This is a genomic window from Streptomyces sp. CNB091, from assembly GCF_000377965.1.
The window spans coordinates 42717-56059 of record NZ_KB899001.1 but is presented as its reverse complement, the minus strand read 5'-3'; the positions used below and the strand labels follow the sequence as shown (position 1 = coordinate 56059).

11 protein-coding genes are annotated in these 13343 nt (G+C 71.9%); 5 read left to right on the top strand and 6 right to left on the bottom strand.

Annotated elements, in window-relative coordinates:
- Positions 1-3: 3 nt before the first annotated feature.
- On the top strand, positions 4-675 hold the full coding sequence (locus D581_RS0121210) for a Dps family protein (protein WP_018959209.1): 672 nt from the start codon (positions 4-6) through the stop codon (positions 673-675).
- A 37-nt stretch (positions 676-712) separates the two neighbouring features.
- Here D581_RS0121210 and D581_RS0121205 read toward each other — a convergent pair whose 3' ends face one another.
- The 4 genes from D581_RS0121205 to D581_RS0121190 all read right to left on the bottom strand — a co-directional run bounded on the left by D581_RS0121205 (position 713) and on the right by D581_RS0121190 (position 6479).
- Positions 713-1948, bottom strand: a complete 1236-nt coding sequence (locus D581_RS0121205; protein WP_018959208.1) for an epoxide hydrolase — start codon at positions 1946-1948, stop codon at positions 713-715.
- Positions 1949-2022: 74 nt separating this feature from the next.
- On the bottom strand, positions 2023-3102 hold the full coding sequence (locus D581_RS0121200; protein ID WP_018959207.1) for a glycerophosphodiester phosphodiesterase family protein: 1080 nt from the start codon (positions 3100-3102) through the stop codon (positions 2023-2025).
- A gap of 257 nt (positions 3103-3359) precedes the next feature.
- On the bottom strand, positions 3360-4829 hold the full coding sequence (locus tag D581_RS0121195; RefSeq protein ID WP_026290752.1) for an amino acid permease: 1470 nt from the start codon (positions 4827-4829) through the stop codon (positions 3360-3362).
- 168 nt (positions 4830-4997) lie between these two features.
- Complete coding sequence (locus tag D581_RS0121190; RefSeq protein ID WP_018959205.1) at positions 4998-6479, bottom strand: amino acid permease; 1482 nt, start codon at positions 6477-6479, stop codon at positions 4998-5000.
- Between the two features lie 387 nt (positions 6480-6866).
- Here D581_RS0121190 and D581_RS0121185 point away from each other — a divergent pair, with 387 nt between their 5' ends.
- Positions 6867-7460 (top strand): biotin transporter BioY, encoded by a 594-nt coding sequence (locus tag D581_RS0121185; RefSeq protein WP_018959204.1) that lies wholly within the window; start codon positions 6867-6869, stop codon positions 7458-7460.
- A gap of 7 nt (positions 7461-7467) precedes the next feature.
- Here the strand turns inward: D581_RS0121185 and D581_RS0121180 are convergent, their stop codons facing one another.
- Positions 7468-8760, bottom strand: a complete 1293-nt coding sequence (locus D581_RS0121180; protein ID WP_018959203.1) for an FAD-binding oxidoreductase — start codon at positions 8758-8760, stop codon at positions 7468-7470.
- Positions 8761-8913: 153 nt separating this feature from the next.
- Positions 8914-10347 (bottom strand): amino acid permease, encoded by a 1434-nt coding sequence (locus D581_RS0121175; RefSeq protein ID WP_018959202.1) that lies wholly within the window; start codon positions 10345-10347, stop codon positions 8914-8916.
- 225 nt (positions 10348-10572) lie between these two features.
- On the opposite strand from D581_RS0121175, the gene D581_RS0121170 reads away from it, so the two are divergent.
- The 3 genes from D581_RS0121170 to D581_RS0121160 all read left to right on the top strand — a co-directional run bounded on the left by D581_RS0121170 (position 10573) and on the right by D581_RS0121160 (position 13297).
- Positions 10573-11061 (top strand): ribose-5-phosphate isomerase, encoded by a 489-nt coding sequence (locus D581_RS0121170; RefSeq protein ID WP_018959201.1) that lies wholly within the window; start codon positions 10573-10575, stop codon positions 11059-11061.
- Between the two features lie 133 nt (positions 11062-11194).
- A complete protein-coding gene (locus tag D581_RS0121165) occupies positions 11195-12019 on the top strand; it encodes a DNA-formamidopyrimidine glycosylase family protein (protein ID WP_018959200.1) in 825 nt (274 codons plus the stop codon).
- A 132-nt stretch (positions 12020-12151) separates the two neighbouring features.
- Positions 12152-13297, top strand: coding sequence for a PP2C family protein-serine/threonine phosphatase (locus tag D581_RS0121160; RefSeq protein WP_018959199.1), 1146 nt, complete (start codon positions 12152-12154; stop codon positions 13295-13297).
- Positions 13298-13343 lie beyond the last annotated feature (46 nt).

The window sequence follows — 13343 nt, the reverse complement described above, 5'->3', positions numbered from 1 at the left end:
CCCATGTCCCCCGCACGCACCCCCCGCTACACCGTTCCCGGCCTCGGCGTCGACGAAGGGCGACAGGTCATCGACCTCCTGACGCTGCGCCTGCACGCGCTCAACGACCTCGCGCTCACCCTCAAGCACATCCACTGGAACGTCGTCGGCCCGCACTTCATCGCCGTCCACGAGATGCTCGACCCGCAGACCGCCGCCGTACGCGACATGGCCGACGCCGCCGCCGAGCGCATCTCCGCCCTCGGCGGCGAGCCGAACGGCACCCCGGGCGCCCTGGTCAGGGAACGCACGTGGGACGACTACAGCGTCGGGCGTGCCGACGCCATCGCCCACCTCGGCGCCCTGGACCTCGTCTACACGGGCGTCATCGAGAGCCATCGTGAGGCCGTCGAGAAGGCCGGCGAGATCGACCCCGTCACCGAGGATCTGCTCATCGAGCACCTGCGTGGCCTGGAGCAGTTCCAGTGGTTCGTCCGGGCCCACCTGGAGTCCGGCTCCGGCACCCTGTCGAACGCCGACGCCGACACCGAGGAGGAGGCGGCCGAGGCCGCGTCGCCGAAGCGGGCCTCCGCCAAGCGCACCCCTGCCAAGAAGACGGCGCTGCCCGCCCCGGCGAAGAAGACCGCCAAGAAGGCGGTGAAGAAGACCACGGCGAGCAGGCGCACCACCCGCTGAGGAGGCCCGGTGGCCCGGCGGCCCTGGACGGGATCGTTCAGGGCCTGCGGCCGCGGAAGGTGCGGCGCAGGTCGCTCACCCACGCGTCGGGGTTCTCCCAGGGGATGAAGTGGCCGCCGTGGTCGTGAGCGTTGACGTTGACGTGGTTGAACCACTCCGCCTGCGGGCCGTTCTCGAAGGCCCGGACGCGCTCGTCGGCGGTGTGGACCCCGGGCGGGTTCTCGTAGGTGACGAAGGTGAGCCCGACGGGGGCTTGCACGACCGGGGTGCGGTCGTGGGCCGGGGTCCACGGATAGCGGTTGGCGTTGGCGTAGTAACGCATCGACGTGGCGATGGAGTTGTTGACCCAGTAGATCGTGGCGTGGGTGAGCAGGTCGTCCTTGCTGAAGACGGACGCGAGGTCGCCGCCGTTGTCGCTCCAGGCGTTCCAGCGTTCCAGCAGCCAGGCGAGCAGCCCGGCGGGGGAGTCGCTGAGGCCGTGAGCCAGGGTGGCGCCGTCGAGCATGTGCACGGCCAGGTGCGGCGCGAAGCGGCGGTCCTGTTCGACGATGCGCGCGCGGACGTCGGCGGGCTGGTCGTCGGTGAGGGGCCGGTTCAGGGCGAAGTCCCAGGCGCGGGGGCCGTTGAAGAAGTCGAGCGGCAGCCCCGAGCCGATGTGGATGCCGTACAGCTCGTCGGCGTACTTGTGGCCGAGCTGGCTGGAGACGATCCCGCCGATGTCGCAGCCCCCGGCGGCGTACTTCTCGTATCCCAGCGTCTCGGTCATCAGGGTGTGCCAGAGGTCGGCCACCTTCCAGAAGTTGACGTCCGGGAAGCCGGTGAGCGGGCCGGGGAAACCGAAGCCCGGCAGGGACGGCACGATGACGTCGAACGCGTCGGCCGGGTCACCGCCGTGCGCCACCGGGTCGGCGAGGGGGCCGATCACCTTCGACCAGTGCCAGAACGTCCACGGCCAGCCGTGGGTGAGGATCAGCGGGATCGGGCGGGGGCCGCGGCCGGGCTCACGCATGAAGTGCACGGGGACGCCGTCGACGCTCACCCGGTACTGCTCGTGGGCGTTGATGGCGGCCTCGGCCGCGCGCCAGTCGTAGCCGTCCCGCCAGTGGGCGACCAGCTCACGCAGATAGGCGTCCGGAACGCCGTAGGACCCGTCCTCGTTCCCCTCGTCCAGTGGCGGTCGGGTCCGTGCGAGACGGGCGCGCAGGTCGTCGAGAACCTGGTCGGCCACCTGGATCGGGGTGGGCTCCAGGGGGAAGGCGGGCGGGGCGGTCATGGCGAGGTCCCTTCCGGGGAGCGGGAAGCGCTGTCGCCGGAACGTTTCCACATCCGCCCCCCGCCCGGCGGGGGTTACGCCCGAAGATCGTCCCTGGCCTGCGCCGCGAGGTCCGGGAAGTCCGTCACCACCGCGTCCACGCCCTGCCCGTAGTGGAAGGCGTACTCGGCGAACGCGTCACCGAAGGCGGTGGGCGCACTGCCCCGGCGGTACGCGGCCGGGAGGTACTGGTTCTCCGCCCGGAAGGTGTACGCGCCGACCTTCAGGCCCGCCGCGTGGGCGTCCGCCAGCAGGGTGCTCGGGGGGACGAGCGAGGACTTGTCCGGGCCGATCCACTGCGCGTACGAGGCGATCTCGCGGAGCCCGGCCGGGGTCATCATGTCCCGGTAGGAGGTCCCGTGGCCGTACGGGCCGCCGCTCGTGCCCAGCGCCTGCCACAGGGGGAGTCGGAGGCGGGCCGCGGCCACCCGGCGCAGGCTCGCGGGATCGAAGGACTGGACGACGCAGTCCCGGGCGGTCAGCCGGTTCCGGCGGATCACCCGGATCAGCTCCTCCTCCAGCGGCAGCCCGATCGAGCGGAAGTACGCCGGGTGCTTCGTCTCCGGGAACACCGCGATCCGCCGGCCCGACTCCCGGGACAGCCGCCGGGCCAGGTCGATCACCTCCTGGAAGGTCAGCACCGAGCCCCGCCCGTCGAAGACCGTGTTGCGGTCGCGGACCAGCGGAAGCCGTTCCACCGTGCGCAGCGTCCGCAGCTCGCGCAGGGTGAAGTCCTCGGTGAACCAGCCGGTCACCGCCTTGCCGTCGACGGTCTTCGTGGTGCGGCGGTCCGCGAACTCGGGGCGGTCGGCGACGTCCGTCGTCCCGCCGATCTCGTTCTCGTGCCGCACCACCAGGACGTGGTCCTTCGTCGGCACGAGGTCCGGCTCGATCCAGTCGGCCCCGGCCCGTACGGCATAGGTGTACGCGTCGGCGGTGTGCTCGGGCCGCCAGCCCGCCGCCCCGCGATGGCCGATGACCAGGGGGCCCGACGGGCGGTGGGGGCCCCGGCCGGCGGGGGCGGGGGCGGGGGCGGCGATGGCCGGGGCAGTGGCCGCGGCGGTGACGGCGGCGGTGGCCAGGAGGATCGAACGACGCCTGGGGGCAACGGACATGACGGCTCCTCGGGTGGGTGGAGCCACCACGGAAGCGAGGGCGGATGACGGCCCGGCGTACGGTACCCGGCCCTGCGATGTCCTGTTGGCCACGGGTGCGCGCGGCGCCGGAACCACACCCCGGAACGCCGGACGCCGAAACGCCGGGCTCCGCCCCGATCGTACGAGGAGGAGCCCGGCGTTCGTAGAGGGCGGGCGGGAACCCGCTGCCGCGAGGCGGTCGGGGGCCGGTACCGCGAGGCGGTCGGGAGCGGGGGCTACTTCCGCTGCGCCGGGACCGCGGCAGTGTCGTCGCCGCCGTCGGCGCTGCTCCCACCGTCGCCGCCCCGTCGCCGCTGGCGTACGAGGCCGATGCCGATCAGCACCACGGTCAGCGCTCCCGTGGCCAGCAGCTGGTCCCGGGTGTCCGGCTGGCGCAGCATCAGCAGGAAGATGCCCGCCATGGCCGCCAGGGCGACGATCGTGCCGACGGGGAAGAACCACATCCGCACGACCAGCTTCTCGGGCGCCTCCCGCTCCGTGCGGCCGCGCAGGATCAGCTGGGAGGCGGCGATGAAGATCCACACCACCAGGATCACCGCGCCGATCATGTTCAGCAGCCACGGGAAGACGTCGTCCGGCCGCCAGTAGCTGAGCAGCACGCACGCGAAGCCGAAGACCGAGGAGAACAGCACGGCGTTGCGCGGCACCCCGGAGGAGATCTTCCCGAGGACGGTGGGACCCTGGCCCCGGGCGACCAGCGACCGGGCCATGCGGGACGCGCCGTAGATGTTGGCGTTCATCGCGGAGAGCAGGGCGACGAGGATGACCACGTTCATGATCTGCGCGGCGGACCCGATGCCCAGGTGGTCGAGCATCGCGTAGAACGGGCCGACCTCGGCGACCTTCGGGTCGTCCCAGGGGACCAGCGTGACGATGACCGCCATCGACCCGATGTAGAACACCGCGATGCGCCACATCGCCGTACGGACGGCCTTCGCGACGCCCTGCACCGGGTTCTCCGACTCGGCCGCCGCGATGGTGACCGTCTCCAGACCGCCGTACGCGAAGACGGAGGCGAGGAGCCCGATGATGAACCCGTCCATGCCCTGGGGGAGGAACCCGCCGTCCCCCGTGAGGTTGGACAGGCCGGGCGCCTCCGTGTCGGGCAGCACGCCGAGGATCGCCAGCAGGCCGAGCACCAGGAACAGCGTGATCGCGATGACCTTGAGCGCGGCGAACCAGAACTCGAACTCGCCGAAGTTCTTCACGGCGGCCAGGTTCGTCCCGAGGAAGATCACCATGAACAGGGCGACCCACGCCCACTCCGGCGTCCCCGGCAGCCAGCCGCTGACGATCTGCGCGGCCCCGATGCCCTCCAGGCCCACGGCGACGCAGAGCAGGAACCAGAAGGACCAGCCCGCGGTGAACCCGGCCCAGGGGCCGATCGCCCGCTCGGCGTGCACGGAGAACGAACCGGACGCCGGATTGGCGGCCGACATCTCGCCGAGCATGCGCATCACCATCATGACGAGCAGCCCGGAGATGGCGTACGCGACGATGATCGAGGGCCCCGCGGCGGCGATCCCGGCGCCCGAGCCGACGAACAGCCCGGCGCCGATCACCCCGCCGAGGGCGATCATCGAGAGGTGACGCTGTTTGAGTCCGTGAGTGAGCGCGGAGTCCGCCGAGGGGCCGGCGGGGGCCGCGGAGTCAGCGGTGGGGGGAGACGCGGAGGTCCGAGGCATGGACGGGCTCTGTTCGGTAGCTGAGACAGGGGGCGAACCCACAGTCTGAGCATCCCCACCGCTCACAGGGAACAGGTGTCCGCTATACGGTCACCAGGCTCACACAAGGTGTACACCCGCCTACCGGCCGGTAATGGTCGGCTTTCCGCGCTGCTCCCGCCGCTGCCGCTACTCCCGCCGCTGCCGTCCCACCGCCACCAGGAGCACCAACGCCGTCGCCCCGGCCGACCACAGCACCTGCGGGCGCGCCGCCGCGTCGGTCACCATCAGCACCAGCACCCCGAACAGCCCGGCCAGCGTCACCCAGGTGAGATACGGGAAGCACCACATCCGCAGCGTGAGCGCCTCGGGGGCCTCCTGCTCCAGCCGGGCGCGCAGCCGCAGCTGGGAGGCGGCGATCAGCGCCCACACGAACAGCAGCACCGCGCCGACCGAGTTGAGCATGTAGAGGAACACCGTGTCCGGCCACAGCAGGTTGAGCAGCACGGAGACGAAGCCGAAGGCGACCGAGGCCAGCACCGCCCGGCGCGGCACACCGCCCGCCGTTTTACGAGAGCCCCCGCCCGCCGTTCTACGAGAGCCCCCGCCCGCCGCCTCCCGTGAGCCCCCGCCCGCCCCGGGGGCGCCCGAGACCTTCAGCAGCCCGCGCGGGGCCTCCCCGCGCTCCGCCAGCGAGAAGATCATGCGGGAGGAGCCGTACAGATTGGCGTTGAGCGCCGAGAGCAGCGCCACGAACACCACGATGTTCATGATCTGCCCGGCCGACGGCACCCCGATCGCGTCCAGCACCTTCACATACGGGCTCAGCCCCGCCTGCTGCGCGGTCCACGGCAGCACGGTCACGATCACCAGCATCGAGCCGACGTAGAAGAAGAGGATGCGGACCACCGCACTGCGCACCGCACGCCCCACGGCGCGCGCCGGGTCGTCCGTCTCGGCGGCGGCGATGGTGACGACCTCAAGACCGCCGAAGGCGAAGACCACGGTCAGCACGCCGGAGACGACCCCGCTCCAGCCGTTGGGCAGGAAGCCGCCCTGGCCGGTCAGGTTGGTCATCCCGACCGGATCGGTGTCCGGGAGCCACCCGAGGACGGCCAGCAGCCCGAGCACCAGGAAGACCACGATCGCGCCGACCTTCAGGGAGGCGAACCAGAACTCGAACTCGCCGAAGTTCTTCACCGCCGTCAGGTTCGCCGCGGTGAACACCACCATGAACAGCAGCACCCACGCCCATGGTTCGACGCCCGGCACCCAGCCATGGGCGATCTGCGCGGCCGCCGTCGCCTCCACGGCGAGGACCACCACCAGCAGGAACCAGTACAGCCAGCCGACACTGAACCCGGCCCACCGCCCGAGCGCCCGCTCGGCGTGCACGGAGAACGAACCGGAGGCGGGCATCGCGGCGGACATCTCGCCCAGCATCCGCATCACCAGCATCGCGAGCGCCCCCGCGATCAGATACGAGACGACGATGGCGGGCCCCGCCACCGCGATCCCCGCGCCGGAGCCCACGAACAGCCCCGCCCCGATCACCCCGCCGAGCCCCAGCATCGTCAGATGACGCTGCTTGAGCCCGTGCGACAGCGGCTCGGCCGGAACGGCGGTGGACGCGGGAGTGGAAGCCGGGGTGGGGGGAGGGGCCTCGTGCATGGGGGGAGGGGTCACTCTCGGATCAGCGAGCCGTGGCGGGTCGGGTCGGGTCGCGGCGGGTCGTGCCGGATGGCGGCGGGCCGTAGCACGTCGTTCGGGGGCCGATCAGAGCGAGCTGATCGTTTATGGGGAAGCTACAGTCTCGCCGATCTCCGCCCTCCCCGCCAAAATGCGCCCACGCGCCCCTCACCTCCGTGACGAGCGTCACGCGGCAGAGTGATTACGGCCCGGTCTTTGTGCGAATCCCACCAAGGCATCAACCGCCGCTTTGTGGGCGGCTGATGGTGATCGAGCGTTAACCCGTGGGCTAACGTCGGCGGGAGCCCGACCCCACCCTGCCCGGCGGGGGCCCGTCCCGGCCCACCTGCCCTCACCCGCGGAGTCCCGATGAGCACTGCTGCCGCCCCCGTCCGCTCCGGAGCGGTCCTCGCCGACCTGCTGCCCGCAGCCCGGCACCGCTACGCCGTGGACGCGGCCCTCGTCCTCGGCGGCGCCGCCCTGACCGGCATCGCGGCCCAGATCGCCGTCCCGGTCCCCGGCTCCCCGGTCCCGGTCACCGGCCAGACCTTCGCCGCGCTCCTCATCGGCACCGCGCTGGGCGCCCGCCGCGGCTTCCTCTCCCTCGCGCTGTACGCGCTCGTCGGCATGGCCGGCATGCCGTGGTTCGCCGAGGCCTCCTCGGGCTGGTCGATACCGTCCCTGGGCTACGTCTTCGGCATGCTCCTGGCCGCCACCGTCGTCGGCGCCCTCGCCCGGCGCGGCGGCGACCGTTCCGTGCTGCGCACCGCGGGCACGATGGTCCTCGGCTCCGCGATCATCTACGCCATCGGCGTGCCCTACCTCGCGCTGTCCACCGGGATGTCGCTGAGCGCCGCCGTCGCCGCCGGCCTGGTCCCCTTCCTGATCGGCGACGCCCTCAAGGCGGCGCTGGCCATGGGCCTCCTGCCGACCACCTGGAAGCTCCTCGGCCACCGCGGCTGACCTCTGTTCAGCCCTCGTAAGGCCCCCCGAAGAGGCCCGCCGGATCGAACTGGGAGACCAGGCCGGCGAGCCTCTTCGCCGTTTCCGGCTCGTGGAAACCGGCGGTACGGTCCCCGCCGCCGAAGGCGAAGTTCAGCGACCGCCCCCGAACGAGCGGCCCCAGCACCCCGGACACCTCCCCGTACAGCGAGCGCACCGCCGCCACGTCCGTCCCGCCCAGCGGCGACAGCAGCCGCAGCAGGAAACCCGCGTCCCGGTGGGGCACCGCGTCGGCCACCTCCGGCCGCCCGGCCAATGCCCCGCCGAGATGGTTGAGCTGCACCACCGTCATCATCGGGGCCCTGGGCCCGGTCAGCTCCAGCACTCGCGCCGCCCGCCCCGAGTCCAGTTCCCGGAGCATCAGCCCCTCCCCGTAGTACGCGTGCGGGAACGGCGGGTCGCTGTGGATGGTGGGGCTCTCGGCGTACGGCATCTCCCGCAACGAGTCCGCGAGCACCGGCCCGATGCCCCGCAGCGGGGCCACCAGCCGCTCGCCCTCGGCCGCGTCCCCCGTGAAGGCGACCCGCACCGAGACGACGTACCGCCCGCGCGACTCCTCGGGCAGCTGCGGCAGATCCGGGTGGACGAGCGCGGCCAGCGACGACGTCAGGGAATCCGGCACGGTCCGGGTCCACTCCAGATAGCGGTCCGCCACCTCGGCCGCCCGCTCCCCGGCGAACGCGATCGAGCCCCCGTACAGCCGCCCCACCGCCACCAGGCCGATCTCCAGGGCCGTCACCACCCCCAGCCGGTGCCCGCCGCCGCGCAGCCCCCAGAACAGCTCCGGCTCGCGCTCCGGCGTGACCCGGCGCAGAACCCCGTCGGCGGTCACCACCTCCAGCGCCCGCACATGGTCGGCGGCGTACCCGAACTCCCGGGCCAGGATGCCAAGACCGCCGCCCAGCGTGTACGAGACCGCGCCCACCGAGGGCGACGAGCCGTTCAGCGGGGCCAGCCCGTACGGAGTCGCCGCCGCGGTCACCGCGCCCCAGGTCGCGCCCGCGCCGATCCTGGCGGTGCGGCGGACCGGGTCGACGGCGACGGAGTCCAGGGCGCGGGTGACGACGAGGACGCCGCCCTCGACCGCCCCGGGCAGCCCGTGGCCGGTGGCGTGCGCGGCGACGGGAAGCCCGCGCGCGGCGGCGTACGCCACGGCCTCCCGTACGTCGTCGGGCGTGGCAGCCCCGACCAGCCGGTCGGGCCGGATCGGGAAGCCGGTCTGGAAGGTGGCGGGTGCGGATCCACTGGGCCGGTACGACATGGGGGAGGCTCTCCTTCGCTCGCGTTTCGGCGGTGCGAGGAAGAGCCTCCCCGGGTTACCTGACAACCTCTGTCAGGTATCGGTCGAACGGGTGCGGATCACCTGCGGATCACCTGCGGATCACGTGCGGATCACGTGCGGATCACGTGCGGATCACTTGGCGACGGCCTTGCGGCCGCGCATCTCCCGGAACAGCGAGATGCCCACCACCAGGGCCGCGACCAGCAACGACAGCACGACCTGCTCGCGGGCGGCGTCGTCGGTCAGCATGTAGACCAGGACGAAGGAGATCATCGCGATCGTCGCCCAGGTGAGGTACGGGAAGAGCCACATCCGTACGACCAGCTTGCCGGGGGTCTCGCGCAGGATGATCCCGCGCATCCGCAGCTGGGTGAAGCAGATGACCAGCCACACGAAGAGCGCGACCGCGCCGGAGGAGTTCAGCAGGAACTGGAACACCGTGTCGGGCCACTGGTAGTTGAAGAACACCGCCACGAAGCCGAAGACGACCGAGGACAGGATCGCCGCCTGCGGCACACCGCGCTTGTTGACCTTGGCGAAGGCCTTCGGCGCGTCGCCCCGCTCGCCGAGCGAGAACGCCATCCGGGAGGCGGTGTAGAGGCCGGAGTTGAGGCAGGACAGCACGGCCGTCAGCACGATGAAGTCCATGACCTGCCCGGCGTGCGGGATCCCGATCACGTCGAGGGCGGCGACGTAGCTGCCCTTCTCGACGATCGACGGGTCGTTCCACGGCAGCAGCGTCAGCACCACGAAGATCGAGCCGAGGTAGAAGACGGCGATACGCCAGATCACGCTGTTGGTGGCCTTGGAGACGGCCCGCTGCGGGTCCGACGACTCCCCGGCGGCCAGCGTCACGATCTCACTGCCCATGAACGAGAAGACGACCATCAGCACACCGGTCAGGATCGCGCCGGGTCCCTCGGGGAAGAACCCGCCGCTGTCCGTCAGATGCGCCAGACCCGATCCCGCGTGGTCCGACCCGGGCAGGAAGCCGAAGACCGCGAGGAAGCCGATGACCACGAACGCGCCGATCGCCACGACCTTGATCCCGGCGAACCAGAACTCGAACTCGCCGTAACTGCCCACCGAGACCAGGTTGGTGGCGGTCAGCACGACCATCACGATCAGCGCCCAGGCCCACTGGGGGACCCCCGGGATCCAGCTCTCCAGGATCTTCGCGCCCGCCGTGGCCTCGACGGCGAGCACCACGACCCAGAAGAACCAGTAGAGCCAGCCGATGGAGAAACCGGCCCAACGGCCGAGCGCCTGGTCGGCATAGGCGGAGAAGGAGCCGGAGCTCGGCCGGGCGGCGGCCATCTCGCCGAGCATCCGCATCACGAGGACGACCATCAGGCCGACCATCGCGTACGACAGCAGAATCGCCGGGCCCGCGGCCGCGATGCCCGCGCTGGAACCCACGAAGAGCCCGGCGCCGATCACACCGCCGATCGCGATCATCGAGAGGTGGCGGTTCTTCAGGCCTGCCTGAAGCCCGCCCGACGAGTCCGGCCGGTCCGGCTCACCGGGCTCCTGGCCCGGCTTCGCCAGCGTCGTCTGCGACGTCATGGGGGGAATCCTTACGTTTGGTGCGTGAGGGTGCGCCCTGCTCCGCCGTGGGGTGGTGCGAAGACAAGGCCACGCATTCAAGCCCGGAAAGAGACGGAAGCGGAACCCCCTCTTTCGGATCGTTTGCCTGATCGTTGCCCGAGTGGTGTTGACCACATCGAACGAGGCGGGCGGCCCCGACCCCGCTGACGGTCACTCCGCGAAGTTCGTGCCACACTTCGCACCATGCGCGTGTACCTCGGATCCGACCATGCCGGCTACGAACTCAAGAACCACCTCGTCGAGTGGCTCGGCGCCCACGGCCACGAGGCCGTCGACTGCGGCCCCCACATCTACGACGCCCAGGACGACTACCCGCCGTTCTGCCTGCGCGCCGCGGAGAAGACGGCCGCCGACCCGGACAGCCTCGGCATCGTGATCGGCGGCTCCGGCAACGGCGAGCAGATCGCCGCCAACAAGGTCAAGGGCGTCCGCGCCGCACTGGCCTGGAGCGAGCAGACCGCCGCCCTCGGCCGCGAGCACAACGACGCCAACGTCGTCGCCATCGGCGGCCGGATGCACACGGTCGAGGAGTCCACGAAGTTCGTCGAGATCTTCCTCAACACGCCGTACTCGAACGAGGAGCGCCACACGCGCCGCATCGAGATGCTCGCGGTGTACGAGACCACCGGCGAGCTCCCCCCGATCCCCGCCCACCACCCGCAGCAGGGCTGATCCGCACCCCTCTCTCCCCTCGTGCCGCCGGGTCCCGAACCCGGCGGCACGGCCATGCCGCCGCCCGGCACACACCCCTACCGCCGCCCGCCACACCCCTACCGCCGCCCGCCCTTCCAGCAGGAGCCCCGCCGTGCCCGAGGGACACACCATCCGCCGCCTCGCCGACGACCACGCCGAACGGTTCGCGGGCGCGCCGGTACGGGTGAGCAGCCCGCAGGGCAAGTTCGCCGACAGCGCGGCCCTGCTCGACGGGCGGACCCTCACCGCCACCGACGCCCACGGCAAGCACCTCTTCCTCGGCTTCGGCGACACCGGCTGGGTCCACATCCACCTCGGCCTCTTCGGCAAGCTCGGCTTCGGCGCCGCCCCGCCCCCGCCGCCCACCGACACGGTCCGACTCCGGCTGGTCAACGCCGGCCACCACGCGGATCTGCGCGGCCCCACCACCTGCGCCCTGATCACCGAGCCCGAGAAGCGCGCGATACACGAGCGCCTGGGCCCGGATCCGTTGCGCGGCGACGAGGACGGCGAGCGCGCCTGGCAGCGGATCTCCCGCAGCCGGACCACCGTCGCCGCCCTGCTGATGGACCAGAAGGTCATCGCGGGCGTCGGCAACGTGTACCGCGCCGAGGTCCTCTTCCGCCACGGCATCGACCCGTACCGCACGGGCAGGGACCTCACCCGCGCCGAGTGGGACACGATCTGGGCGGACCTGGGGGAGCTGATGCGCGAAGGCGTGCGGAACAACCGGATCGACACCGTCCGCCCCGAACACCTCCCCGAGGCCATGGGCCGCCCGCCCCGCAAGGACGACCACGGCGGCGAGGTCTACGTCTACCGCCGCGCGAACCTCCCCTGCCACATCTGCCGCACGGAGATCCGCACCGCGGACCTGGTCTCCCGCAACCTCTTCTGGTGCCCCCGGTGCCAGCCCTCGGGACCCTCCGGCGACTGACGCCCCGGGCCCGCGCACCCGTGTCATATGCCACGCGAAATCGGTTCCCGGCGCGCGGACGATCCCCTTTCGAGCACATTGTCACCGGGGTCCCCCTGCACCGGAGGCGTTCGGGTCGATAAGGTCCCGGCAATGGCCCGTAGCGGAGGAGTAGACGACTTCGGGGCCCGGTGGCGCAGAAACCTGCACCGGGCCCGCATCGGCCTGCGCAAATCCGGGGTCGACTACTTCCGCGGCGACGGCTCCGACTGGATCGCCCTCGCCGGCCTGCTGCTTACGATTCCGGCCATCACCCTCGCCACCGTCGCGAGCCCGGTCTGGATCGACCCGGCCGCCCTCTCCCTGCCCATCGTGGCGGGCGGCCTCCTGCTGCGCCCCGCCAGCCTGCTGGGCCTCTACGCGACGGCCGCCGGCGCACTGATCGTCGAGGCGCTCACCCTCGGCCCGTACCTGGACGGCCCCGCCCGGGTCACTCCCGGCACGGTGCTCGTCGTCGCGGCCTGCGGCTTCTTCGGGCTGATCCTGGCCCAGTTCCGGGCCCGGGTCGGCGTGCCCTGGCGGCGCGGCGGCACGATGCTCTTCGACCTGCGCGAACGCATCCGGGTCCAGAGCGCCCTGCCGCGGCTGCCCCAGGGCTGGCACCGCGAGATGGCCCTGCGCCCGGCCGGCGGCCAGTCGTTCTCCGGGGACTTCGTCGTCGCGGCCCGCACCCACGGGGGCCGCACCCTGGAGGCCGTCCTCACCGACGTCTCTGGCAAGGGCATGGACGCGGGCTCCCGGGCCCTGCTGCTGTCCGGCGCCTTCGGCGGACTGCTCGGCTCGCTGCCCCCGCACGCCTTCCTGCCCGCCGCCAACGGCTATCTGCTGCGCCAGGACTGGGACGAGGGCTTCGCCACCTCGATCCATCTGGTGCTGGACCTGGAATCGGGCGACTACGAGATCTTCTCCGCAGGTCATCCGCCCGCCCTCCAACTGCACGCGGGCACGGGCCAGTGGGAGGAGAAGTCCGGGGAGGGGCCCCTGCTCGGGGTCTACGACGGGGCCGAGTTCGACGCGGTGAAGGGATCGCTCGCGCCGGGCGACGTCCTGATGCTGTTCACCGACGGTCTGGTGGAGGCCTCCGACCGGGACATGTCCGAGGGCATCGACCTGCTGACGGGCGAGGCCGACCGCTATGTCTCCACCGGCTTCGAGGGCGCGGCCTGGCATCTGATCGAGGCCTGCGCCAAGGACGTCAACGACGACCGGGCCCTGCTCCTCCTCTCCCGCCGGGCCTGAGCGCCCTTCGGCCGGGACACCGGCACCGGGCACCGGGCGCGGAACA